This is a genomic window from Thermoflexus sp., from assembly GCF_042408815.1.
In the GTDB taxonomy this organism is placed as follows: domain Bacteria; phylum Chloroflexota; class Anaerolineae; order Thermoflexales; family Thermoflexaceae; genus Thermoflexus.
The window spans coordinates 41401-66415 of the sequence record NZ_JBHOQR010000005.1; the positions used below are offsets into that span (position 1 = coordinate 41401).

General features: G+C 65.1%; 25 protein-coding genes, 1 tRNA gene and 1 other RNA gene. 8 read left to right on the forward strand and 19 right to left on the reverse strand.

The genetic code is table 11. The features are described from left to right. Positions 1–3 precede the first annotated feature (3 nt). Entirely contained in the window at positions 4–501 is a 498-nt protein-coding gene (locus ACFMO3_RS03080; RefSeq protein WP_376788970.1) for a TadE family protein, read from the reverse strand. Between the two features lie 254 nt (positions 502–755). On the opposite strand from ACFMO3_RS03080, the gene ACFMO3_RS03085 reads away from it, so the two are divergent. From ACFMO3_RS03085 to ACFMO3_RS03105, 5 genes are all read left to right on the forward strand, one after another. Then, positions 756–1358 (forward strand): TadE/TadG family type IV pilus assembly protein, encoded by a 603-nt coding sequence (locus ACFMO3_RS03085; RefSeq protein WP_376788971.1) that lies wholly within the window; start codon positions 756–758, stop codon positions 1356–1358. A 59-nt stretch (positions 1359–1417) separates the two neighbouring features. After that, the gene (locus ACFMO3_RS03090) at positions 1418–2929 is read left to right on the forward strand and encodes a pilus assembly protein TadG-related protein (protein WP_376788972.1); all 1512 of its coding nucleotides are present in this window, start codon (positions 1418–1420) and stop codon (positions 2927–2929) included. Between the two features lie 36 nt (positions 2930–2965). Further along, positions 2966–3856: a TadE family protein gene (locus tag ACFMO3_RS03095; protein WP_376788973.1), complete on the forward strand. Its 891-nt coding sequence runs from the start codon at positions 2966–2968 to the stop codon at positions 3854–3856. A gap of 55 nt (positions 3857–3911) precedes the next feature. Continuing rightward, positions 3912–5036 (forward strand): hypothetical protein, encoded by a 1125-nt coding sequence (locus tag ACFMO3_RS03100; RefSeq protein WP_376788974.1) that lies wholly within the window; start codon positions 3912–3914, stop codon positions 5034–5036. A gap of 90 nt (positions 5037–5126) precedes the next feature. Further along, a complete protein-coding gene (locus ACFMO3_RS03105) occupies positions 5127–6650 on the forward strand; it encodes a G5 domain-containing protein (protein ID WP_376788975.1) in 1524 nt (507 codons plus the stop codon). A 61-nt stretch (positions 6651–6711) separates the two neighbouring features. On the opposite strand, the gene ACFMO3_RS03110 is transcribed toward ACFMO3_RS03105, so the two are convergent. From ACFMO3_RS03110 to ACFMO3_RS03135, 6 genes are all read right to left on the reverse strand, one after another. Next, positions 6712–7563, reverse strand: coding sequence for a lysophospholipid acyltransferase family protein (locus ACFMO3_RS03110; protein ID WP_376788976.1), 852 nt, complete (start codon positions 7561–7563; stop codon positions 6712–6714). 102 nt (positions 7564–7665) lie between these two features. After that, a complete protein-coding gene (prfA, locus tag ACFMO3_RS03115) occupies positions 7666–8757 on the reverse strand; it encodes a peptide chain release factor 1 (protein WP_376788977.1) in 1092 nt (363 codons plus the stop codon). A gap of 49 nt (positions 8758–8806) precedes the next feature. Then, positions 8807–9640 carry a ribonuclease III gene (gene rnc, locus ACFMO3_RS03120; protein ID WP_376788978.1) on the reverse strand — a complete coding sequence of 278 codons (834 nt, stop codon included), beginning with the start codon at positions 9638–9640 and terminating at the stop codon, positions 8807–8809. A gap of 136 nt (positions 9641–9776) precedes the next feature. After that, positions 9777–9852, reverse strand: a tRNA-Gly gene (locus ACFMO3_RS03125). Between the two features lie 102 nt (positions 9853–9954). Next, positions 9955–10152, reverse strand: a complete 198-nt coding sequence (locus ACFMO3_RS03130) for a DUF2892 domain-containing protein (RefSeq protein ID WP_376788979.1) — start codon at positions 10150–10152, stop codon at positions 9955–9957. Positions 10153–10203: 51 nt separating this feature from the next. Continuing rightward, positions 10204–10950 carry a thioredoxin family protein gene (locus ACFMO3_RS03135; protein ID WP_376788980.1) on the reverse strand — a complete coding sequence of 249 codons (747 nt, stop codon included), beginning with the start codon at positions 10948–10950 and terminating at the stop codon, positions 10204–10206. Between the two features lie 255 nt (positions 10951–11205). Between ACFMO3_RS03135 and ssrA the strand changes: the two genes are divergently transcribed. The 3 genes from ssrA to rpsU all read left to right on the forward strand — a co-directional run bounded on the left by ssrA (position 11206) and on the right by rpsU (position 13296). Further along, positions 11206–11590: a transfer-messenger RNA gene (gene ssrA, locus ACFMO3_RS03140) on the forward strand. A 108-nt stretch (positions 11591–11698) separates the two neighbouring features. Further along, a complete protein-coding gene (locus ACFMO3_RS03145; RefSeq protein WP_376788981.1) occupies positions 11699–12874 on the forward strand; it encodes a class I SAM-dependent methyltransferase in 1176 nt (391 codons plus the stop codon). A gap of 218 nt (positions 12875–13092) precedes the next feature. Beyond that, positions 13093–13296 (forward strand): 30S ribosomal protein S21, encoded by a 204-nt coding sequence (gene rpsU, locus ACFMO3_RS03150; protein ID WP_376789010.1) that lies wholly within the window; start codon positions 13093–13095, stop codon positions 13294–13296. Between the two features lie 127 nt (positions 13297–13423). On the opposite strand, the gene ACFMO3_RS03155 is transcribed toward rpsU, so the two are convergent. The 12 genes from ACFMO3_RS03155 to rbsB form a co-directional block, all read right to left on the reverse strand. Further along, entirely contained in the window at positions 13424–13618 is a 195-nt protein-coding gene (locus ACFMO3_RS03155; protein WP_376788982.1) for a hypothetical protein, read from the reverse strand. Positions 13619–13923: 305 nt separating this feature from the next. Continuing rightward, entirely contained in the window at positions 13924–14190 is a 267-nt protein-coding gene (locus tag ACFMO3_RS03160) for a YggT family protein (protein ID WP_376788983.1), read from the reverse strand. A gap of 81 nt (positions 14191–14271) precedes the next feature. Next, positions 14272–15015 carry a YggS family pyridoxal phosphate-dependent enzyme gene (locus tag ACFMO3_RS03165; RefSeq protein WP_376788984.1) on the reverse strand — a complete coding sequence of 248 codons (744 nt, stop codon included), beginning with the start codon at positions 15013–15015 and terminating at the stop codon, positions 14272–14274. Between the two features lie 110 nt (positions 15016–15125). After that, positions 15126–16586 carry an RtcB family protein gene (locus tag ACFMO3_RS03170; RefSeq protein ID WP_376788985.1) on the reverse strand — a complete coding sequence of 487 codons (1461 nt, stop codon included), beginning with the start codon at positions 16584–16586 and terminating at the stop codon, positions 15126–15128. Positions 16587–16597: 11 nt separating this feature from the next. Next, positions 16598–17041, reverse strand: a complete 444-nt coding sequence (locus tag ACFMO3_RS03175) for an archease (RefSeq protein WP_376788986.1) — start codon at positions 17039–17041, stop codon at positions 16598–16600. 127 nt (positions 17042–17168) lie between these two features. Further along, a complete protein-coding gene (selD, locus tag ACFMO3_RS03180; RefSeq protein ID WP_376788987.1) occupies positions 17169–18218 on the reverse strand; it encodes a selenide, water dikinase SelD in 1050 nt (349 codons plus the stop codon). A 100-nt stretch (positions 18219–18318) separates the two neighbouring features. Next, positions 18319–19134, reverse strand: coding sequence for an isopentenyl phosphate kinase (locus ACFMO3_RS03185; RefSeq protein WP_376788988.1), 816 nt, complete (start codon positions 19132–19134; stop codon positions 18319–18321). Positions 19135–19170: 36 nt separating this feature from the next. Beyond that, positions 19171–20226: a histone deacetylase gene (locus tag ACFMO3_RS03190; protein WP_376788989.1), complete on the reverse strand. Its 1056-nt coding sequence runs from the start codon at positions 20224–20226 to the stop codon at positions 19171–19173. Positions 20227–20411: 185 nt separating this feature from the next. Then, a complete protein-coding gene (gene rbsK, locus ACFMO3_RS03195) occupies positions 20412–21374 on the reverse strand; it encodes a ribokinase (RefSeq protein WP_376788990.1) in 963 nt (320 codons plus the stop codon). Further along, positions 21371–22351 (reverse strand): ABC transporter permease, encoded by a 981-nt coding sequence (locus tag ACFMO3_RS03200; RefSeq protein WP_376788991.1) that lies wholly within the window; start codon positions 22349–22351, stop codon positions 21371–21373. The genes rbsK and ACFMO3_RS03200 overlap by 4 nt, the downstream gene beginning before the upstream one ends. Beyond that, positions 22335–23840: a sugar ABC transporter ATP-binding protein gene (locus ACFMO3_RS03205; RefSeq protein WP_376788992.1), complete on the reverse strand. Its 1506-nt coding sequence runs from the start codon at positions 23838–23840 to the stop codon at positions 22335–22337. The genes ACFMO3_RS03200 and ACFMO3_RS03205 overlap by 17 nt, the downstream gene beginning before the upstream one ends. Positions 23841–24031: 191 nt before the next feature. Then, positions 24032–24982: a ribose ABC transporter substrate-binding protein RbsB gene (gene rbsB, locus ACFMO3_RS03210; protein ID WP_376788993.1), complete on the reverse strand. Its 951-nt coding sequence runs from the start codon at positions 24980–24982 to the stop codon at positions 24032–24034. Between the last annotated feature and the right edge of the window lie 33 nt (positions 24983–25015).

Genomic DNA, 25015 nt, shown 5'->3' on the forward strand with positions numbered 1-25015 from the left:
CGCTCACGGCTTGGGCATGGCGATCCCGCTGATCGGAACCACGGAGCGCATCCCGGCGAAACGGAGCGGGAGGTTCGATACAAAGGGCCGGATCAGAGGGGTGGCCGCGCTCACCTGGGATTGAACGTCCACATAGACCAGGTCGTTCAGGGCCAGGACATCTGTAGTAGGCAGCCCGATCTGCGCCGGATCCGAAGAGCACCTGCCCAAGGGAAGGAAGGATCCACTCCCATCGGGACGACGATACTCCACCGTGATCGTCACCTGGCTCCGAGGCGTCAACGCCAATGTCCCATAAGCCCGGTTCAGGACCTCGTTGCACTCGGCGATGGTCACCTTCCCGCGATCCGCATCATTGCTCCGATGGATGGTTACGGCGGCCGCTCGCAACGCTTCCCGCGCCGCGTTGGAGACCTCGGTGTAGATGAAGAGGACCCGTCCGAACTCCATGATGCCCAGCATGAACAGCAACAGCACCGGGAAGACCAGGGCGAACTCCACCAGGCCCTGCCCACGATTCCTGGATCCCCTCCACGATCGTCTCGCCAGCCCCCGGAAAGTCATAAATCTCTTACCTCCTTTGAGGAAACCGCCTCGCCCGGCGGGGAGGTTACGGGTCCCGTTCTTCCCGCCTCTACCGGACCCTCGGGCTATTGACGGTTTGAGAAATTTTAATATAATGTGGAGGGAGAAGGGGCGAAAGAAGGTATATTTATAAACCGTTTTCGAGGGCCTTTAGGATACGGGAGGGATCGATGCGTCGATGGACATGGAGAGGACGGAGAGCCCAGAGCATCGTGGAGCTAGCGATCCTGCTGCCCCTCTTCCTGATCCTCATCGCCGGCCTAACCGAACTGGGGTTCGCGATCGCTGCATATCTTTCTCTCCAGGATGCCGTGCGGGAGGCCGCCCGCTTCGGGGCCGACGGCGATCCTTGTCTGTATGCCGATCATCAGGAGGATCCCCGAGACCCTGGCGCCGTTTGCGACAGTGACCTGTTCATGACCCCGGTTTCCCAACGCTTCGATGAAGCCTTCCGTCCATACACGATGAACGCGAGCCTGGGGGACGATCTGGTGATCTCCGCCTTCGGCATCCGACAGGACGGCACGCTGGCCTGGCGGCTCCCCCGCAATGCCCCTAACGGGTGGTCCCGTTTCCGCAATCGGAGCTCCCGGGTCACGGATGCGGCGATCGCCGCCCAGATCGGCCACTCCCCCAGCAAAGGGGTACTGGTGGTGGAGGCGTATTACCACTACCGCCAGCGTCTGGGCCTGTTCACCTGGGCGTTCCCGGAAATCATCCCGATGTATGCATCGGCCTGGATGCCGCTGCCTTCGGTGGATCCGATGGAATGAACGAGGCGCAGGTCGGCAGGGCTTCTCCGGCGCCCCAAGGGAGATCAGGAGGTGGAGCTATGCGCCGCCGCGGGCAGATTGTGGTTCTCTTTGCCTTGATGCTGGTGGGGCTGCTGGCCCTGGCCGGCCTGGCGATGGATGGCGCCCGCCTCTATGCTGCCCGACACCGCCTGCAGCACGCCCTGGATGGAGCGGCCCTGGCCGGCTCCAACCAGTTCCGCGTCGGCCGCACCCTTGCCGATATCCAGCAGGCCGCCCGGGATTTCCTGACCGCTCAGGGCTTCGATGTGGCCACCATCCGGGTCTATACATGCGATGACCCAGGCCCTTACGCCGCGGAGCTCTGCACCACTCCCCGTCGCAAGCTGGTGCGCGTCGAAGCCGAGGTCGTCGTCCCTATGACCTTCATGCGGGTGGTGGGTTGGTCGAGCGCGCGGCTCTCCGGCTCCGCGACCGGAGAGGCAGCCTCCGTCGATCTGGTGCTGATCATTGACAACTCGGAGTCAATGGCTTATGACACCCGGATGGTGCTCACTCAGGGTAACCCCATCGTCTGCATTCCCACGGACTCCCCCAACCCCAATCCGGAATGCCCCAAACCCCAGAAGCCGCACTTCTGCAACCCCCATGATATCTGCGAGCCTTTCCGCTCCGTGCGCCAGGCGGCTCGCGAGTTCGCCGAGCGGATGTATTACCCCTACGATCGCGTAGCTGTGGTCTCCTTCGACCGTCAAGCCCGCCTGCTGGTGGATCTCAACGGGGGGACGAGCCTCGCCACTGTTCAGAACGCGATCCAGAGCATCCAGGTTTACGACCCCGCCCAGAACGCCCAAACTGCGAAATGCGCCGGGATGGATTGCACCTCTGGAAATTGCCGTCCGGTTTCTGTGCTGGTGCCGGGGCCAGACACTGACCCACGCCCATGCCCCAGTAGCAACGTCCAAGGAGCTCTCCGCTTGGCCTACAATATCCTGGCCACCCAAGGACGGCCAGCGGAGACCGGCGCCCTTTGGGCCATCGTGATGCTGAGTGACGCCGCGGCCAACGCCACGGATCCCTCTCCAAGCTCGCCGGATCCGGTAGCGAGGGACTTCGGGCTCTGCCCTCGCTACAACCCACCCCCCAGCTGGGGTGCGCCCACCTGGTACTGGGGGGATCCGGGGTACCGTCCGTTTTGTCAGGATGGCGACTTCGAAACGCGTCATCCCCCATCTGATCCCCGATATGATGCGGAGGACGCCGCGCTCGATATGGTGGATGTGCTCCGAGAGGCCAACATCGTGGTCTTCTCCATTGGCTATGGCAGCGGAATGCACAACCTGAACGTACGCCCGGGCCAGGGACGGGATCCAGACGTTGGGGAGAAGTTCATGCGCTACTTGGCCGACAGCACCGATGGCAACAATCAGGCGGACTGCCTGCAGAGCGGAAGCGACTGGTTCAGCCCAGGGGCGGTCTGGAAGCCGCAGGGGCAGTCATGCAGCAACTATTTCTACGCCCCGGACGCTGCAACGCTGCAGCAGATCTTCCGTGAGATCGCCCGCCGGATTTTCACCCGTTTGAATCGATAGACGGGTTTTCCGTCGCATGGCTGAGGAGGGGGAATCATGCGCCGAATGGCCCAAGGGACGCTGGAGTTCGCCGTGGCCCTGCCGATCTTTCTCCTTCTGGTTTTCATGGTTATCGAGCTGGCCCGGGTGTTCTACGCGTGGGCGACCATCGAGAATAATGCCCGGGCGGCGGCCCGCTATCTCTCCACCGGGCAATACGACCCGGCCTTCTGCCTCAGCGGCTGCGCCGATGAGGCGGATCGGGAACAGGCTCGGCTCCGGGCCGGCCTGGAACGAGGTCGGGAGATCCTTTACGGCCTCCTGATCACGCAGTTCGGAGAGCAAGCCGGGGGGCCGGGCTCCGATGCCCCAGGTTTCTATGGGGTCACGATCTGCAGCAGCCGGCCGGGCTTTGAGTTCGATCCGGCTACGCTGCGCTGCGTCCCAGGGAACGATGCCGGGGGCCCTGGGGATCGGGTCGTGGTGGTGGTCCGCCACAACCATATGATCATCACCCCCCTCCTCCGGCCCATTGTGGCCTATATCCCCCTGATCGCCCGCCGCGAGGTGATCAACGAGCGCTTCCGGACCGTCCGCCTGTTGGGGCTGCCGCCGGAGATCCCGACGGTCGTGCCGCCGCCGACGCCTACGTTCACGCCGGCTCCCACGGATACCCCCACGCCCCCGCCGCCGCCGACGGCTACGCCGACGCCAACAGCTACCTTCACGCCCACGCCCACTCGCACCCCGACGCCGACGGTGTGCCCGCCCGGGGTTTGCACCCCCACCCCCACTCCTACACCCACCCGTACCTGGACGCCCACGCCGACTCCTACCCGCACGCCCACCCGTACCCCGACGCCAGTGTGGACGCCCACCCGCACGCCCACCCGCACCCCGACGTCCACGCCGACGATGACGCCCACGCCGGGTGGCTTTGACGGGTGAACAGAGCGAAAGAGAGGAGGAGTCAAAGATGCAAAGGGGGAGGGTCGTCCGGCTTATGGGACTCATTCTAATAGGACTGGGGCTTCTGGGCGCCCTGATCGGACGCGGGAGCGCCCAGACCCTTCCGCCCCCGCCCCCTCCTCCATGGCCGGCTCCTCCTGCCCCGGCGCCGGGGATGTATGCTGCTGAGACGCCTCCCAACGCCCGATGGCAGACCATGACCATCGGCATCGCGGATCCGGGAAACCCCTATCTCCCGATCACCCGGGAAAACCGGGTTGAGAATGCCACCGTGAGCTCCCTGCGCCTTGGGTTTGGAGGGCTCACATTCCCGGAGCTGATCACCCGTGTGGAGGCCTGGGCAGAGCCTCAGGATGGCAGCATCACCTGGACGGTGGAACCCACTGGGGTGGTGTTCTATAATGTGCAGCCGACTCATACCCTCTTCGCCTCCTGGGTCACCACGGCCTACGCCCGATATGAGCCGCCGGAATACGAGATCACCGTTGGGACCATCGGGCGGGAGGGCTTTGATTTCGCCACCGGGATGGCGGTGCAATTGCCCGCGGGCGTCTATACGGTTACCTATGCCCGGATCGTCTCCACCAGCCACGAGGGGTTGAGCCCTTTTCCCCTTTACGTGCCCGGAGGCCTCGTCTGGCCGATGGCGCGCTTCACCACCACCCCAGAGAGCCGGGCATGGGTCACATATACCTTCCGCCTGGGGGATCTGCGGAATCGATCGGAAGCCACGCTCCCGGATCTGATCCCCCTCACCCTGACCTTGCGGATCCATAGGGGAAGCACTCAGGTGAACGCATGGATCCGCAATGCGGGCGCCGCCGCGGTCCCATCACGGGTCGGCGGCTTTCTGGTCGCTTTGCAGCAACGCGCCCCTGGCGATCCCCCGGCCAGCCCGACGGACGGCGGGGGGTTCGAGACGTGGATGCAGGGACCCACCGGTGTGTGGCTTCCTCCTTTGAGCCCCGGCCACGAGGTTCTGATCACGGGAACCGCCTCGCTCCAGCCCGGTCGATGCCTGTTCCTGAACGTGGATGTGGATCCCTTCGGGGAAAGCCCTCTGACCGGGCGGGTCTGGGAGGCCCGGGAGGACAACAACGTGGCCGGGATCTGCCCACACGTCCTCTTCCTCCCTCTGATCCTGCGCAGTCCTCCGTAAATTCTCCCGCCTGCCCTCGCCTCCAGTAAAATCAACAACCGGGAAGGGACCTCCCGGACGGCACGCCGGAACAGGGAACCGGAGGCATGGATGATCCGCCGGTGGGAACGCGGGATGATCGGATTCGGGGTGGCGTTGCTGGTCGCCTGCCTGGCCCGGCCGGTGATGGTGACCGTCATCGCGGACGGCCAGCGCCGCATCCTCTATGCCCGCGGTCCAACGGTCCGAGAGGCGCTGGCCCAGGCAGGCATCCTCCTCGGGGATCTGGATCGGGTTACGCCGCCGGAGAACCTGCCCATTCGCCCCGGGATGGTGATCACGGTCACCCGTATCACCCAGACCCTGGAGGTACAGGAGGTCCCGATCCCGTTCCCCCGACAGATCCTGAAGGACGCCCGGCTGGCTCCCGGGGAAAACCGCCTGATCCGCCGGGGCGAACCCGGCGTCGAACGGGTGACCGTCCGGATCACATGGGCCGATGGCCAACCGGTGGAGCGCCAGGAGATCCACCGGGAACGCCTGCGGGATCCGGTTCCCGAGATCGTGGCGGTCAGCTTGCTGGGCGAGGTGGTCTCTATGCCGATCTCCGGCACGCTGGTCTTCCTGGCCCATCGAGACGCATGGCGCGTCGCTGGGGAAACGACCCGGATCCTGCCGCTCACGAACCTAGGGGATCTGGACGGACGGATCTTCACGTTGTCTCCCGATGGCGGCCTCCTCCTGTTCTCCCGCTCCCCCCTGACATCCCCCCGCCCGCTCCTGAACACCCTCTGGGGGCTGAACCTCCGCGCCGATCCGCCACGCCCGCAGCCAGCCGGGCTGGAAAACGTGCTCTGGCTGGAATGGTCCCCCCGGGGGGATCGTCTGGCCTTTGCCACTGGGGAGCCGAGCCCCGGGCCGCCAGGCTGGCGGGCGCATAACGACCTCTGGATTGGCCGATGGACAAACGGACGGATTGAAGCCCGCCAGGTGCTGACGCCGACCGCTGGCGGCCCTTACGGATGGTGGGGCATGGCCTGGGCCTGGTCTCCGGATGGCCGCCGTCTGGCCTTCGGGCGCACGGATGGGATCGGGATGCTGGATCTGGGGAGCCTACAAGTGACCATCCTGCTCACCTTCCCGGTTTATGAAACCCGGAGCGCCTGGGCCTGGGTGCCCGCCCTCGCCTGGTCCCCGGATGGCCGATACCTCGCTGCCCTCGTTCATGGCCCTCCCCGCTCCGGAGAGCCCCCCGAGCAATCCACCCGCTTTGATCTCTGGATCCTGGCCGTGGATGCCGGATGGGCGCGCCCGTTGATCGAGGATGTCGGGATATGGGCGGGCGTGCTCTGGAGCGACCAGGGCCTCTTTTTCGGCCAGGCCCATCAGCCCGAGGCCGGGGACGCTTCCCGTTATGACCTCTACTGGGCCGATCACGATGGGAGCGATCGACGGCGCTTATTCCCGCCAGAGGGGGAGATTGGCTTCGGCGGCCAGCCCGATATGCGCTGGGGACCCGACGGGCGAAGCCTCCTGGTGCGCTATCAGGGGGACCTCTACCGGATTGCCCTCCCTTCCGGCCGGATCGATCGCCTCACCGCTCGGGGGGACATCGCGGCGATGGCATGGCGCTGAAGGCCGGGTTCCCTGTGGAGACAGCTCCTTCCACCGTTCGGAGCGGACGGCCATGGCCTGTTTATGGATCCATCCCGATCCGGAATCCGGGATTTTCATTCGCCGGGGGAATCCGGGTGAAGCGAGGGCCTGTTACCGCCTGCCCGGCCGGGGTCTGTCGCCTCCGAAAATCTGCTGGAGCAGAGAGGGGATAGAGGTAGCGGTGGGGGATGGCAGGGAAGTCGGCGTAAACCCCGCGTCGCTCCGGCGGCAGCAACGCCGCGATCTGTGCCATCAGCTCATCCGTCGCCTCCCGCAGCGCCTCCCGGCTCCGCTCCTCGGGGATTTCCACCCGGAAAGGCGGGCCGAAAACCACCCGCACCGGTGTGCGCCGGAGCCGGCGGATATTGAACTTGAAGCGATCGGTTCCATCCACGCCCACCGGCACGATCGGGGCGCCCGTGCGCCAGGCCAGGTAGACAGCTCCCTCTTTCCCCGGGATCAGCGCGCCGGTGGGGCTGCGAGTGCCCTCCGGGGCGATAAGCAACACCCCGCCCATCCGAAGCACTTCCAGGGCGGTCTGGACGGCCCGGCGATCGACCTCCCCCCGTCGGACCGGGAAGGCATCGAAGGCGGTGACCAGGGGGCCCAGCACGACATCGCGGAAGACCTCGGCCTTGGCCATGGGGAGCACCTTGCGCCGTAGGAGGCTGACCACCAGCACTGGATCCAGGAAGCTGATGTGATTGATGGCCAGGATCACAGGCCCAGCGGGGGGGATATTCTCCAGCCCCACGACCTCCAGGCGCAGCACCAGCCGGTAAGCGAGATGAAGCAAGAAGGTCAGGAAGCGGCGCAGCCACGAGTGCCGATGGACCCGCGTGGCCGTCGCCCAGCGGGAAGCCCGTTGGAATACCTGTCCCGTTTCCGTCATATCCTGGCCGCTGAATCCAGATCGTAGAATGCCGGCAGAAATCAAAAATTGAGGAACGCAGCGGGTTTCCCCGCTGCGCAACCCCTGATGCGATCGGTATTCTCAGCGCGTCGCCATCTCTTCCTCCGCTAGCCGGCGGGTCTGATCATCCAGGATCAGCGCATCGATGAGGGGATCCAGATCGCCATCCAGAATCTCCTGTAAGCGATACAGGGAGAGATTGATCCGGTGATCCGTGACCCGATTCTGAGGGAAGTTATAGGTACGGATCTTCTCGGCCCGCTCCGCAGTCCCCACCTGGAGGCGGCGAGCCTGGCTGACCTCCGCCTCTCGTTTCCGGCGCTCCCGCTCATACAGACGGGCCCGCAAGATGGCCAACGCCCGCTGCTTGTTCTGGAACTGGGAGCGTTCATCCTGGCATGAGACCACAATCCCGGTGGGAATATGGGTGATGCGCACCGCCGTTTCGTTCTTCTGCATGTGCTGCCCACCCGCTGTGCCCGCCCGGAAGGTTTCGATGATCAGGTCCTTGGGATCGATCTGCACCTCCACCTCATCCATCTCGGGGAGCACTGCAACCGTCGCCGTGCTGGTGTGGATGCGGCCCGAGGCCTCCGTAACGGGCACCCGCTGGACCCGATGGACACCGCTCTCATATTTGAGGCGGGAATAAGCACCGCGGCCGCGGATCAGGAAGATGACCTCCTTAAAGCCGCCCAGGCCGGTCTCGTTGGCGCTGAGGAGCTCCACCTCCCAACCTTTCCGCTCCGCGTAACGGGTATACATCCGGAAAAGATCAGCGGCAAACAGGGCGGCCTCTTCTCCACCCGCCCCCGCGCGGATCTCCATAATGACGTTCTTTTCATCGTTCGGATCGCGGGGGAGCAGGAGGCGCCGGAGCTGCTGCTCAAGGCGCTCCTGCTCCTCGGAGAGGCGCTCGGCCTCCTCCTGGGCGAGGGCGGCCAGCTCTTCGTCCTCCGTGGTTTCCAGCAACTGCCGCGCCTCTTCCAGCTGTCGACGCACCGCCTGATAGCGGCGGAAGGTTTCCACAATGGGCTCCAGCTCCTCCCGCTCCTGGCTGAGGATCCGGAGCCGGGAGATATCCGCCGCCACGGCCGGGTCGGCCAGCATCGCGGTCAGCTCTTCATAGCGCCGTTCAACGGCTTCCAGTTTCTCCAGCCATCGCCGTTCCATCGGGAATTCACCGGACAACCGTTGTGCGAAAGACCAGCAGGATCGGATGTCACGCAGTTCCGATTCCCTGTTCGCCCCCATTCTCGATCCCCAGGCGGATCAGCGCGTTCCGGGCCGCTTCCCGGGTGGCTTCCCGCTTGCTGGCCCCCTGACCTTCCCCCACGACCTCATCGCCGATCAGCACCTGAACCGTGAAACGGGCTGCGTGGGGGGGGCCTTCCACCGCCACCACCCGATAGACAGGGGTCTTCCCCCGGACAGCCTGGCTCCAGTGCTGCAGGCGTCCTTTCGGATCATGCCACTCCAGATCCCGCATGGCCTGATCGATGGCCGCGGGGAGCAACTGGCCCATCAGGCGTTCGGCTGCCGGCAGCCCCCCATCCAGATACAGAGCGCCCAGGAGCGCCTCGAAGGCATCCGCCAGAACCGAGGGACGGACCCGCGCGCTTTCCGCCTCCCCCTTCCCGAGGCGGAGCCACCGGCCCAGCTCCAGCTCCTCCGCCCATGCGGCCAGCCGCTCCCCCCGGATTAGGACGGTGCGCAACTCCGTCAGGCGTCCCTCCGACCAGCCTGGAAATCGACGGAACAGCTCCGTGCTGACCACCAGCTGAAGGACCGCATCGCCCAGAAATTCCAGGCGCTCGTTATCCCGGACCCCCTCCTCCGGGTGCTCATTCACATAGGACCGATGGGTGAGGGCTTCCATGAGAAGGGCCCGATCTCGGAAGGACCAGCCCAGGCGTTTCTCCAGGAGCCGAAAAGGGTCTTCCTCGGAAGGGGAAGCGTGGGGTGAAGGGAGGGGCGAACCGCGAGGCGCGGGTTCCGGCTGCTTTCCCGGACGATGCCCCCAGATATGCCCGATCCGAACCCACCAGTTCCCCATCGCAAATTTCCCTCGCAAGGAAGGATAAAAGCTCGAGGACCTCCCCCCCATCCCCTCCTCAACGCGGGAAAGGGGTCGGGGGTTAGGTCTGAGAACCCCCACAAAACAAAGGGGGCAGATCCGTGATCTGCCCCCATGGAGCGGGCGACGGGACTCGAACCCGCGGCCTTTGGCTTGGGAAGCCAACGCTCTACCACCTGAGCTACGCCCGCCCGCTCTATATAACAATTTAGCGGGTCCGAGCTCCGCTGTCAAATCTCCCCCTCACCCCGACCCTTCCTCGGATAGGGGAGGGGTCGGGGCGGGGTAGGACCTCAGCGCTTCGTCCGAAAGCCCAGCAACGCGTAGAGCGGGCACCAGCCCACCAGAGAGGTCAGGATGAAGATCACACCGACGACACTGAGGATGACGCCCAAGATATTGAAGTGGAGGACGAAGGCGGAGAGCAGGATAAACACCACGGCCACGATGAGCCGCACGACCCGATCCCAGCTGGCCATATTCACCATCATGGTTTCACCTCCCGCAAGAGATCGAACGGAATCCCCCTGAACCTCACCAGCTCACTCCGCCTCATCCTCATCATGAGGATGAGGGTGACGCGCATGGGCTCCGGCAAGGGCATGGCGCATATGCTCCCAGGCCGCTCGGGCCCGCGCCATCGCCTCCGGATCCATCACCTTCATCAGCTCGTTGATGAAATAGCCCTCCGGCACCGCCCCCTCGATGTGAAGGACCTCGTTGATCACCGTTCGGGGGACGCCGTAGACGCCGTAGTAATCCGCCAGCTCCGGGAACTCCATCGCCTCCACCATATCCGCCCGAATCCACGGGCTCTCCATCGCCGCCTGATGAGCCATCCGCACCATCCGCGGGCAATAGGGGCATGTCGGCGTGACGAAGACCTGGATGTGAACAGGCGTCTGGAGCTGGGCCAGGCGCTTGCGGCTGGAGGGCGAGAGACCGGAGTCCCGCGCGCCGACCATTCGGATATCCTCGATCAGGGAGCCGAACTCATAGCCGGACGGGATCCCGAAGTAGCGAATGCCATAGTCCCGATCCCCCTCGATCACGACCGCAGGCGCCTTGTCGATGCCATAGCGCTCGGCTACCTCCCGATCGGTGATCCGGTTGTAGACCTCCGCTGTGATCCGATCCGACAGGGAGGCAACCTCCTCGATCAGCTGCTGTGTCTCGCGGCAATATACACAATCGATATGCTGGATGAAAACCAGAAGCCGGACTGGGTTCTTCAGATCTGTCAGCAGGCGTCGGACTTCCTCACGGGTGTGCGCATCCAGCAACGCCATACGGACCTCCTCCTGGGGTGAGAGGGTTTCGGGCTCGATCCGCCGGCCTCCTCCTGGGAGCCTGGAGGGGGTGGGCGAAAACCCACCCCCTCTCCCCAGTCGGAGGGCCCGATGGCGCGGACCGTTGCCCCTCACTTCCCTTAGATGCAGAGGGCTGGTTGAGGTGACAAATCCGCCTTCGCCTTGCGAAGAGAGAAGGGGGCGGAGCGAGCATTTCCCCAGAAGCTGGATGTGCGATATAATAAAAGTGCCCGAGGGGGCGAAAAGGGCTCGACGGGGGAGGCAGATCGTCGGCGGCAGGTCGGGGCCGCTCGGACCCCGTGAACAACCCGAGCAAACAATAAGTGCCAACCGCGATTACGCGGCTCTCCCGCTGGCCGCCTAAGCCAGCGTGAGGGGACGGTCCCCCGCTGAGGGGACCCGCTCGACCGGACCCATCGCCGACGGGGCCGGATCGGGTGTGACAAAGTCGGCGTGCGGCGGCCAGGCGCCCCGGAAGGCCGCCTAAGCCTAAGGGGCTGGCCGGCCGGAGACCTTGCCGGTGGGAGGACCGGCCGGCGAGAGGGAAAAACCGGATACGCCTGTAGGCGCCGGCGATCGAATCTTCCGGACGCGGGTTCGATTCCCGCCGCCTCCACCTGTGCGGAAGTGGGCGGGGTCCTGGAGTGGGCCTCGCCCACTTCCCGTTTATAAGGCCGGGGACCTGCGCACGGGGGTTCAATATTTTCCCGCGCCGACAGGGCGTGCCATGGGAGTCACGGATTACTATGTCTGGCGGGAATTCGAGGATCGCATCGGCGGAGAGCGGATCCGCTGGGCGGGGAAGCCAGGCCTGGAGATCTGGAGCCATGTCGATCCGGGTGTGGCCCTCATCGCCCAGGTGATGGAGATCGGCCCCGAGGATCACGTCCTTGATTTGAACTGCGGGGTGGGATGGTTGGGGGTGCTGGCCGCCCGACGTACAACCGGTCGGATCATCCTGGCCAGCGACCACGGCCTGGCGGTGGAAGCTGCTCGGCGCACGATGGCGATGAACGGCTTGGAGGGGCGCGCCCGGATCTTCCATGGCGATGGCTATCCCCTCCTGGAGCCCGGGTCTTTTGATGTGGTTCTTTTGAACATCCCCAAGGGCAAGGAGGTAGCGCAACGCCTGGTGCGCCTCGCGGCATGGGCGCTGAAGCCTGGGGGACGGCTCTATCTGGCCGGGCCGAAGCGAGGCGGCGTAGACAGCATCATCGCTTACGCCCGGGATCTCTTCGGTCGGGCTCCAGTATGGGCGTATGGAAGCGGCTATCGAGTGGCGGTGGCCTCCCGCCCGGCTCACCTGGAGATCGAGCCTCCCGGAGATGATTTCGTGGAACGGGAGGCGGTCGTTCGGGGCCGCCCATGGCGCTTCATCACTCGCCCTGGCCTGTTCTCGTGGTCTGCCCTGGATGAGGGAACCCGTCATCTCATCGAACAGATGGAGATCCGCCCCGCGGATCACGTTCTGGATCTGGGATGCGGATATGGGATCGTAGGGGTGATCGCCGGCCACGAAGCGCGGGAAGGTCGAGTGGTGATGGTGGATATCAGTGCGGCGGCCCTGGAGGCGAGCCGCCGCACTCTGGCCCTTTATTCCCTGCCTCACGTGGAAGTCCGTCTCAGTGACGTCATCGATGGCGTGCGGGGAGAACTGTTCGATGTCGTGGTGACCAATCCGCCGATCCACCAAGGCTTCGGAGTCGAACGGGAAGTCGCCACACAATTCGTATATGATGCTCCTTCTGTGTTGCGCCCTGGAGGGCGGCTCTATCTGGTTGGGGCGGTGGTGCTGCCTTATCGCACGATCATTGAGCGGGTCTTTGGAAACGTGGAGATCCTGTTCGATGATCGCCATTATCGGGTGTATCGGGCACTCCACATGCCCCGCCGGCTTCGATAGCTGGCGCGGTTGGCCGTTCCCCCGATTCCGATAGCCCTCCCCGGCCTCTCTATCCGATGCCGGAAGTCGGAACCGCGCCCGCTCCAGCGCCCCCGGTCCAAAGGGCTTCCCCAAAATCTGGGAACGACCGCGGCATCCCATTGACAGCCCTTCATTCGAAACGGTATAATGGGCTGAAGAACTCTATACCCAGAAAGGGGGTGGGGACATTGGCCCGCGTGATCATTGAGGAGGGGGAGTCCTTCGAGTCGGCCCTCAAGCGATTCAACAAGCAGATCCAGGCCGACAAGTTGCTATCGGAGCTGCGGCGCCGGCGCTACTATGAGCCGCCCAGTGTGATCCGCAAGCGCAAAAAGGCGGCCAAGCTGCGCAAAAGCCGGCGCACGACTTTGAAGGCCCTGCGAGCGGCTGGTTTGCTGTAAGCGCGGCAAGGTAGACAAACAAAAGGGTGGGGATCGCCGAAGGCGATCCCCACCCGAGAATCTCGCGAGTTGCTCGAAGGGCGGATCGAGCTATCTCTCCCAGCTCGAACCTGACCTCTGAACACCCTCAAGGGAGCATCTCCGTCTTCAGCACGGCGTCCAGCACGATCATCGCGGCCAGCGCCAGAGGCACCGCAGTGCCCAGATGATAGAGCCATCCATATTTCGCAGGCGGGATCGCATAAAGCGCCAGGGCGCACAGCTCCAGCGCGATCCCGATGATGAGGCCACCGATGACGACAGCAACCCGTTTGGCCAGCATCCCCGATCTCCTCCTGCCTCAGCGTTCTCCGGCTATTCAAATGGAGGCAACCGAACCTGGTATAGGCCCGATGAGCCGCCCCTCTCTGCTCCCTGCTCCGTGGGGCCTCTCGACCTCACCGCTATCCGAAGCCCTCGCACGGGCGAATGAGGGAGCCGCCAGAGACTCCCCGCGGCCGATCTTTCTTGAACGGTGTAAATTCTAATCCCCCCATGAACGCTCGTCAATGCAACCCGTGGAAAATGAAGAGCCCGCGGGAGAAAAAAGAGAGCGGGTCGTTTCATCGCCTGCCCCGCTCCGCCGGCTCAGAACCACCCCATGAGAAGCGCCCGGAGAAACTGCCCCGCCAGTTCGATCAACAGGATCGCCACCAGGGGGCTGAAATCCAGCCCGCCCACCGGGGGGAGGTAGCGCCGCAGGGGATTCAACACGGGCTCCACCGCGCTCGCCAGGAGGCGTCGGGCTGGATGCCACGGATCGAGGCCGATCCAGGAGGCGAACACATAAAACACAATCAGAAGCACGTAGAGATTGACCAGGGCATCGATCAGGGAGCTCAGCATTCCAGGCATGGTCGCTTTCCTCAAGGAAATTCGCGGGGCCGTGATAATGGCTCCCGTCCTCCAGGCCCTCTACGGGAAGGGCAACGAGCGTCATGACGAGGGACGCTCGCCGAAAATCGCCCGCCCCAGGCGGACCATGGTTGCGCCCTCTTCGATGGCCACCTCGAAATCGTCGGTCATGCCCATGGAGAGATGCTCCCAGGAGCCCTGGGGGAACCGCGCAGCCAGCGCGTCCCGCAGCGTTCGGAGCCGGCGAAACACCGGTCGGACCGCTTCGGGATCGGGGGCGATGGGCGCGACGGTCATCAACCCGAGGACCTCCAGGCCGGGCTGATCCAGGATCCGGGCGACCGCCTCGAAGAAAGCCTCCCGCTGAGCCGCATCGTCCTCCCAGCGATCCAGAGGGAAGCCGTATTTGCTCGCCTCGCCGGAGACATTGCACTCCAGCAGGATCCTCGCCCGTTGCCCCCTCTCCCCCGCCAGCCGGCTGAGCCTCTCCGCCAGCGGCACCGAGTCAACGGAATGGATCACGTCGAACAGGCTCAGGGCCCGCCGGGCCTTCCGCCGTTGCAGATGGCCGACCATATGCCATCGGATCGCCACCGCGCCGCCCAGCATGGCCTGCACCTGCGGGATTTTCCCCTCCGCTTCCTCCACCCGGTTCTCCCCGAAGATCCGCAGCCCACAGGCATACGCTTCCAGGATCCGCTCCGGCGGCACTGTCTTGGTCACGGCCACCACGGTGATCTCCCCCGGATCCCGGCCAGCCCGACGAGCTGCGCGCGTGATCCGTTCCTGAACCTGTTCCCAGCGCTCCGCGATGGAGGAGTTCATCCTCGAGAAGCCACCCGGATGGATTTCGAGCGGATGCGGTTGGGCTCGAAGCGAGCCGGCGGAGTGGGTCGCCGCGGGCGATCCGGTTCCCCCTCAAACCCTGGGGATCCTCACCCCTTGATCACTGCAATCGGCCGGAGCCGGGCGACCTTCTTGGCGATCCCCGCGTGATGGACCACCTCGACCACGCGGCTGACGTCCTTGTAAGCTCGCGGAGCCTCCTCGGCCAGCCCGGCCATGGAGCCGGCGCGGACGACGATGCCCTGGCTTTCCAGTTCGGCCTTGAGCTTCTCGCCGCGGATCTCCCGCTTGGCCTGGGCACGGCTCATGACACGGCCGGCCCCGTGGCAGGTGCTTCCGAAGGTCTGGGCCATAGACCCGGGCGTCCCCAGTAACACATACGACGCCGTGCCCATCGAGCCGGGGATCAGAACCGGCTGCCCGATATCCACGTATTTCTTCGGCAGCCCTGGGGAGCCCGGACCCCAGGCGCGGGTGGCCCCCTTCCGATGGACGCACACAGTCATCCGTTGGCCGTCGATCTCGTGGGTTTCGATCTTACCCATGTTATGGGCGATGTCGTAGACCTGCCAGACGTCGTGGGCGATGCCCTTCGGCTGGAGGACCTCCTCAAAGCTCTTGCGGATGTAGTGAGCCAGGATCTGGCGATTGCAGAAGGCGAAGTTCGCCGCGCAGGCCATCGCCTTCAGGTAATCCTGCCCCTCCGGGCTATCGATGGGCGCGCACATCAGCTCCTTGTCGGGCAGCTTGATGCCGTACTTATGGATCACCCGCTCGAAGCGCTGGAGGTAATCGGTACAGATCTGGTGGCCGAAGCCGCGGGAGCCGCAATGGATCTGGACGGCGACCTGCCCCTCGAAGAGCCCCATTCGCTCCGCGCCCACTGGATCAAAGATCTCATCCACCACATCCACCTCGATGAAGTGGTTCCCGGCGCCCAGGGTGCCCAGCTGATCCTTCCCCCGCTCTTTGGCCTTAGGGGTAGCCTTGTCCGGATCCGCGTTGGGCATGCAGCCGAATTCCTCAGTGTGCTCCAGATCCTCGGGCCGGGCGTAGCCGTGGCGCAGCGCCCAGCGGGCTCCCTCCGCCAGCACTTCGTCCAGTTGCCGCGCCGTCAGGGGGACATGCCCTTCGGAGCCCACCCCGCTGGGGCAGTTGGAATAGATCCGCGACGCCAGCTCCGCCAGATGTGGCGCGATCTGTTCGTAGGTCAAATTGGTCGCCAGCAGCCGCACGCCGCAGTTGATGTCATAGCCTACCGCGCCGGGAGAGATAATTCCTCCCGGCACCTTGCTGGCCATTACGCCACCCACGGGCATCCCATAGCCTTGATGGACATCCGGCATGACCACCACATAACCCACCAAACCCGGTAGCGAGGCCACATTCACCGCCTGATGCACCGACAGGTCCCCCAGGGCATCCTCCAGCAGCTCCTCGTCCGCGTAGATGCGGACGGGGACATTCATCCGCGGGTCGAACGAGGTGGGCAGTTCCCAGAGATACTCATGGATCCGTCGGAAATCTTGTTTCCGGATCTCCCGCGCCATGATCTCCCTCCTCACACATCGAACACCAGCTCTACCCAGTAACGCCCATCCTCCTGCCGGATCGCCACATTATGATAGGTCACCGCCTTTATATATTTTCGCATCTCCCGGGTCCGTTCTCCATAAGCAGTCGCGCGAAGGCGACCGAGGGAATCCGGATCCCCGGGATCCGGCGGGCGGAGCTCATGGAGCTCAAACCGCTTGAAAGCCAAGTGCTCCCGCTCCGTGTGGTAGACCAGCTCGTTCAACCAGGCCACCAGCAATCCCTCAAGGCTGGCCGCCTCCACCTCAATTTCCCGCCGCTCGGACTCTCCCAGGGCATCCAGGTCAACCAGCAGGCTATACATCCCCATCGCCGCGTTCGCGAACAGCTCCGGCAGCGTCCGCCCATAGGCTCGGATGGCCCAGTCCGCCGTGTGGGGGATCTCCTCAAAGGGGATTCCAACGCTGGACATATGCCCCGTTCCTCCCGCGGTCGATTTCCTAAGAGAAAGCCGCACGCTGGAACAACGAACCCAGAGCCTGTCATTCGCGGTTCCTGTTCGTAGATGGCCTCCACCCGGCCATCGGCACGGCCTTCGCTCAGGGAACCACCTGGATCTCGGGCGCTCCCTCCAGACGGCCGATGGCCCAGGCTGATTCGCCGGCCTCCGCCATCCGGGCGCAGAAGGCCTCCGCATCGGCCGGAGCGAAGGCCAGCAGCAGCCCTCCGGAGGTCTGGGGATCATACAGCAAGGCCTCCGTGATCTCATCGATCGAGGGCTCCAGACGCACGTGCGGTCGGTAGAACTCCCGGTTCCGCCAGAGGCCTCCGGCGAAGGCCTCCGCCTCCGCGCAGCGCCGCGCGCCCCGCATCCAGGGGAGCCGGCGAGCCTCCAGGACCGCCCCCACCCCGGAGGCCTCCACCATCTCCCACACATGGCCCAGCAGCCCGAACCCGGTCACATCCGTGGCGGCGTGGGCGTTGCATTTCACCGCCAGCCGGGCGGCCGTCTTGTTCAGCCGCATCATCCATGCCATCGCCTCTTCGATCTCCTCCGGCCAGGCCAGATCCCGCTTAAGGGCGGTGGTGATCACCCCGCTCCCCAGCGGCTTCGTCAGGACCAGGACATCCCCCGCCCGGGCCCCGGATTTCCGCAGGATCCGTTGCGGATGCGCCACGCCCGTGACCACCAGACCGAACTTCGGCTCGCGGTCGGTGACCGTATGGCCGCCGAGAACAACCCCGCCCGCCTCGGCCACCTTATCCGCCGCCCCCTTTAGGATCCGAACCAGGATCTCCAGATCCAGGCTGTCCGGAAACGCCACCAGATTGAGGGCGAAACGGACCTCCCCGCCCATGGCGTAGATATCGCTCATCGCGTTGGCCGCAGCGATGGCGCCATAGGCGTATGGGTCATCCACCACCGGCGGGAAAAAGTCGGCGCTCTGGACGAGGGCCGTCTCCTCGTCCAGCTGATAGACGGCCGCATCATCCGGCGCCTCGATCCCGATCAGGACCGCCGGATGGGGCAGGGGCGGGATTTCCTCGTGGAGCCGGCGCAGCACGTGCGCCAGGGCCTCCGGGGCCATCTTGCTGGCTCAACCTGCGCACGAAGCCAGCGCCGTCAGGCGAATCGTCTTATTGTCCACCGATCGGCTCCTGAAGGATCTGGAGGAACGCTGAGCAGGAGCTCGCAGGCATTGCCCTGGAAAAGTATAACCTGGAATCGAGCGGCCGTTCCGCCCGAGTTCACACCCTTGTGATCCGGGTCCCCCGGATCCGTGGGGGATCCCGCAAGGCATCCCGGAGCGCCCCGGGGCGTCGCCCGGAGAAGATCCAGACCTCAAGCTCGGGATCCCGTTCCACCCAGCGCAGGGCCATTTCCAGCTTGGCACGCATCCCCCCGGTGACATCGATCCCCCGGGATGCGCCGACCGCGCCCTGGATCTCTCGGAACCCTTCTGGGGTCAAATGGGGGATCACCTGATGTCCATCCGGCCCATCCGCGAGGACGCCGGCCACATCCCCCACCAGCAAAACGCGGGTGGGCCGAAGGGATTCCAGGAGCGCGTCGAACACCTGCTCAGTGGACAGGATCGCCGCTCCCCGTTCCCGATCGAAGACCACATCGCCCCCCGTCAGGGGGATGAGGCCGACCTCCCAGGCCCGCTGGAAGGCCCGGACTTCAAAGGCCGCCGGGCGCCCTCCGGCCGCCTCCGCGACGGCGGAGGGTGGGATGCTGAGGGTCGGCAAGCCGGCAGCATGGAAGGCCCGACGGACCTGCATGTGGAGCTCCGCTGCCGCGAGGGCCACCTCGGCGAACCCCCACCAGTCCTCTAGCCGGGAGATCCCCTCGTGGATACGGGTGCGGGCAGCTGCGGCGTGGCCGAAGGATCCACTGCCATGGCCCACCAGGATCCGCAACCCCGGGCGTTCCGTCATCGCTTCGCGGATCTCCTTCGCCAGCCGGCGGATGACCCGGAGGCGAGCCCGTCGCTCCCGGCGCTTATCCGTGATCAGCGAGCCGCCCAGCTTGATGAAAACCCGTTCGCCGGAATCCCGCATCGCCCTTCCCCTCCAGGATCCAACGGCCTGCCCGATCTACTCCAGCCGATGGAGGCGGCGGACGTTCGCGATGAGCCCTTCCACTGAAGGCTCATCGGTCCGAGGGGGCGGACCCAGAGGGTCCACGACCTCTTCATGGCCCAGCCAGAGGCGGAACGCGGCCAGCACCCCATAGGCCAGGGCGTCCCGATGGTATCCGCCCTCCAGCACAAAGACCAGGCGCCCCTGGCAGAGGGTGTCCGCCAGCTCCGTGAGCCGCCGGGTCAAGGCCGCAAACCCAGAGACCGTCATGGTCAACCCTCCCAGAGGATCCCCCCAGTGAGGATCATAGCCGGCGGAGACCAGCAGGATCTCCGGTTCGAAGCGGCGGGCAGCCGGGGCGATCACCGCCTCGAAAATCCGTTCGAACCCCCGATCCCCCACGCCCATCGGCAGGGGGAGATTGATCGTAGCCCCTTCCCCGGGCCCCGCCCCGATCTCCCGCCAGTGCCCGGTCCCCGGATAGATCCCCCACTGATGAGTGGACAGATAGAGAACGGAGGGATCCGTATAGAAGATGGCCTGGGTGCCATTGCCGTGGTGGAGATCGAAGTCCACGATCATCACCCGGCGAGCCCCCAGCTCCTCCCGGGCGAAGCGAGCGCCCAGGGCGATGTTGTTGAAAATACAGAAGCCCTCGCCGTGATCAGGGAAGGCGTGATGGCCCGGAGGGCGGACCAGGGCGAAGGCCCGGCCGGCCCGGCCTTCCCAGACAGCGGCGACGGCGGTCTCGACAGCCCCGGCCGCTCGCAGCGCCGCCTCAAAAGAGCGTGGAGTCACATACGTTTCATCGCCCGGGAAATTCAGGCCACCCCCGCCGCGTTCCGCCAGACGGCGCACCCGCTCCACGTAGTTGGCCTGATGCACCCGGTTGAGCCGCTGCAGGGGGATCGGCTCAACCGGAAGCGCCATGGTCTGGTCCAGAATGCCGTGGGCTCGCAGGACGTCGAGGATCCGCTCCAGGCGATCGCGGCGCTCAACATGTTGGGGATCATCATGCTCCAGGAAGATCGGATCGAAGGCATAGGCGACCACCATCGCGCCCTCCGGCATGCGGGCTTCCTGAGAGGAGTTTAGCGGGGATCAAGCGACGAGGCCATTCCGGGGAAGTGAGAAGGGGCGATGGGTTTTGCTTCCCCCTACGAGGTGGGGATGGTGGAGCGCCCTATGGGGCCATGACCCCACCCGTGAAAGCGCCCTCTGAAAAGCTTGCTTTCGGGCGAACAGATGCTCAGTTTTCAGGCCGCCCTGGACTCGCTCAGTGGGGGAGGATCCCCATCCGGTTCCGGGTTTTGCGCGAGGAAGGCCAGGAGCTCCTCCCGATAGGGCATAGAGGGCTGCGCGCCGTAACGGGTTACGCTGAGAGCGCCCGCAGCATTCGCCCAGCGCAGGGCCTCGGCCACGGATCGCCCCTCCCAGAGCGCCGCCGCCAGTGCCCCGTTGAAGGCGTCCCCCGCCGCCACCGTATCGACCACGGGCACCCGATAGGAGGACACCCAGCGCACTTCATGGCGATCCGCATACACACATCCTCGTTCCCCCAGGGTGATCACCACATGCGCACACCCTTTCCCCACCAGGATCCGGGCGGCCTCTTCGATCGCCCGGGTATCATCCAGGGAGAACCCCACCAGCCCCTCCGCCTCCACCTCGTTCGGCGTCAGCCAGGTACACCATGGGTAGATCTCCTCCGGCAGCGGCGTCACCGGCGCAGGGTTCAGGATCACCGTCACCCCAGCCCGCGCCGCCTGCTCGGCCGCCCGCATCACTGCCTCTAGGGGCACCTCCAGCTGCAGCAGCAGCACTCGGGCTTCCGGCAGCCACTGCTCCAGCCGGGTCAACTCCGTGGCCCCCACCCGGCCGTTCGCTCCTGGGATCACCACGATAGCATTCTGCCCTCCCTCCTCCACCACAATCAATGCCGTCCCAGAGCTGGTTTCGGGATCGATGGTCACTCCCTCCACATCCACTCCAGCCCCCGCCAGCGCCTGCCGGAGCGCGGGGCCGAACACATCATTCCCTACTCGGCCGATCATCCGGGTAGGGACCTGTAGCCGCGCCGCCGCCACCGCCTGATTGGCACCTTTCCCTCCAGGAGCGGTGAAAAACCGATGACCCCGCAGCGTCTCCCCCGGTCGGGGAAATCGCGGGGCCACCGCCACCAGATCCATATTGATGCTCCCCAGCACCAGGACGCTCATGAAGTTCCCCTCGGGCGAACGGGTGTGGAAGGCACAGGCCATAGGCCCGTCTTCAGCAGTCGATCCAGGCCCACCGCGAAGATAAAGACAAGGCCTTTAATGATCTGCTGATGGTAGGAGGGAACCTCCAGCAGGTTCAGCCCGTTTCCGACCGTCCCCATCACCAGTGCCCCCACCAGGGTGCCGCTGACGCTGCCGTAGCCCCCGCTCAGGCTGGCGCCGCCCAGCACGGAAGCCGCGATGGCCTCCAGCTCCAGGCCGACGCCCACATTGGGCTGAGCAGACCAGAGGCGAGCTGTCAGCAGGATCCCGCCCAGCCCAGCTAGAAGACCGCTCATCCCATATACAACCCCTTTCACCCGCTTCACCCGAACACCGGATAGCCAGGCGAGATCCTCCCCACCACCTACGGCATACAGATGCAACCCCCATGGCGTGTGGTTCAACAGCAGGCTGACCCCCAGCGCCACCGCGCCCATCAGGAGGACCGGCATAGGGATCCCGAGCAAGTCCCCAGTGCCCAGGAAAGTGAACGCCTCCGGCAATCCGGAGATGGGGTAACCCCTTGTATAGACGAGGGTCAACCCGCGGGCGATGGCCATAGTGGAGAGGGTAGCGATGAAGGGGACCAGCCGGCCGTAAACCACCAGCGCCCCATTCAGGAGACCGAGGGCCAGCCCGGCGACCAGCCCAGCGAGGATCGCCCCGCCAACTGGCCACCCGTTCCGAACCATCAATCCCGCCGTCATCGCCCCGGTGAAAGCGACCACCGATCCCACCGATAGATCAATCCCTCCACTGATAATCGTCAGGGTCATGCCCAGCGCGACCACCGCCAGGATGGAGGACTGAAGGGCCACGTTCAGCAAATTTGACGGAGTGAGAAACCGGGGAGTCATCAGGGTCAGGGTCATCCAGAGCGCCAAAAGAACCAGCACGCCGCTCCATCGCCCGAGGACATCACGCAGCCTGCCCATGCATCCCTCCCATTGCCAGCGCCAACACCCGATCCGCTGTGGCCTCCTCGCGTTTCAACTCCCCCACGATCCGCCCCTCTCGCATTACCAGGATCCGATCGCTGATGCCGAGGATCTCCGGGAGCTCCGAAGAGATCATCAGGATCGCCTTTCCCTCGCGGGCCAGGCGATCCATCAACGCGTGGATCTCGGCTTTGGCCCCCACATCGATCCCCCGCGTGGGCTCGTCCATGATCAGGATCCGGGGTTGCAGGAGAAGCCAGCGCGCGATCACCGCTTTCTGTTGGTTCCCGCCGGACAGATAGCGCACGGGCACGCCGGGGCGTGGCGGCCGGATATTCAGGTGGCGGATGTAGGGCTGGCTCACGGCATCCAGCTGTCGCCTGGAAAGCAAGCCCAGGGGAGCAATGCGGGGCAAAGCGGAGATGGCGATGTTCGATCGCAAAGCCATGCTCAGGAACAGGGCCTGAGCCTTGCGATCCTCTGGGATGAACGCCATCCCCAGCCGGATCGCCTCCACCGGGGAGCGGATGCGAACCGCCTTCCCCTCGACCCGGATCTCCCCGCGATCCACCGGGTCCAGGCCGAAGATGGCGCGCGCCACCTCCGTCCGGCCCGCCCCCACCAGGCCGGCCAGGCCTACGATCTCCCCCCGATGGACCTCGAACGAAACTTCATGGAACACGCCCCCACGGGTGAGATCCCGGACCTCCAGGATCGCCTCCGCACCCGGGGTGGCGGTTTTCACGAACATCTCACCCATCTCCCGACCCACCATCATTCGAACCACCGCCGCGGGCGTAACCTCGGCGATGGAGAAAGTCCCAATATGACGACCATCCCGCAAGATCGTGATCCGATCCGCGATCTGGAACACCTCTTCCAGGCGATGGGAAATGAAGAGGACGGCCACCCCGCGCCCCTTCAGATCCCGCAACAGTCCGAACAGGCGATGGATCTCCCGATCGCTCAGCGCCGAGGTCGGCTCATCCATAATCAACAGGCGAGCCTTTTCAGAAAGCGCGCGGGCGATCTCCAGCATCTGGCGCTGGGCGAAGGGCAGGCTTCCCGCCGGAGCTTGAGGGTCCAGATCCAGGCCCAGCTCCCGCAGGATCTGGCGGGCCTGTTGCTCCATAGCCCGTCGATCTAGGCCTCCCCACGGGGTTCGGGGCTCCCGGCCCAGGAGCAAGTTCTGGGCCACCGTCAGGTTCGGGAGCAGACTGAGCTCCTGATGGATCACCGCAATCCCCAGCCGACGGGCGTGTCGGGGATCCACGATCTCCACCGGCTGGCCCTGCCAGAAGATCCGCCCGGTGTCCCGCGGGATAGCTCCCGCCAGGATCCGGATGAGGGTGCTTTTCCCAGCACCGTTTTCCCCTACCAGACCATGGATTTCCCCCGGGAAAATCTCCAGGGTGACTCGATCGAGCGCCTGCACGCCCGGGAAAGCTTTGGAGATCCCCTCCGCTCGAAGCAAAGGCTCTCCCATCTGGGTCTCCCTTTCCGAGATGTTCCCCGGTTATCGGGGGTTATCTTGGCGCCGATGGAGAGGAGCTCTGCCGCTGGGCTTCTGGGGCCTGGGGGCTCCAAAGGCGCCCCCAGGCCCCATCCCGCATCGGGGAGAGGCCATCCGCGTCCCTGACAAGGGACGCACTTCCTCAGCGCTCCTCTTCCGCCCGGTTACTTCACCGTCTCCTTGGTCACCAGGGAAAGCGGGACCGGGATGAACTTCTCCACCTTCTCGCCCCGCAGATACTTGACGGCCATCTCCACGGCGAGGCGACCCATCTCCGCCGGCTGCTGGGCCACGGTGGCCGCCAGCTTGCCTTCCTTCACTGCCTTCACCGCATCGTCGATCGCGTCGAAGCCCACAAAAATGATCCCAGTGCGCCCGGCGGCCTCCGCTGCCTGGATCGCCCCAAGCACCATCTCGTCGTTGTGGGCGAAGACGCCATCGATCTGCGGCTGGGCCTGGAGGATGTTCTCAAACACCTGCAAGCCCTTCGCGCGATTGAAATCCGCGGGCTGGCGGGCGATCACCTCGAGGCCTGGACATTTCTCCTTCAGGTATTCGTTGAACCCCTTGCCCCGATCCCGGGCAGCCGAAGTGCCAGGGATGCCCTCCAGTTCCACCACCTTGCCCTTACCCTTCAGGGCCTGGCAAAGGAACTCCGCTGCCATCCGCCCGCCGGCGACGTTGTCCGAGGCGATATGGGAGACGATCTCCCCGCCCTCCGCCGCGCGGTCCACGGTGAAGACAGGGATTCCCGCCTGATTGGCCTTCTGGATGCTGGGCACCACCGCTTTGGTGTCGGTGGGATTGATCAGCAGCGCGGAGACCTTCTTCTGGATCAGGTCTTCAATGTTGGCGGCTTCCTTCGCGGGGTCATCCTGAGCGTCGACCACGATCAACCGCACGCCATACTGAGCGGCGGCTTTCTCCGCCCCTTCCTTCAGCGTGACGAAGAAGGGATTGTTGAGCGTGGAGAGGGAAAGGCCCAGAACAACCTCCTGAGGCTGGGCGGCCGCGGGCGTGGCCGTTGCCCTTGGCGCTGCCGGCGTGGCGGGCGCGCACGCGCCGGCGATCAGAACCAGAACCATCAGCAGAGGCCAGAAGGAACGGATACGCATCGCTTCTCCTCCTTTTGTGAAGTTTGGACCTGC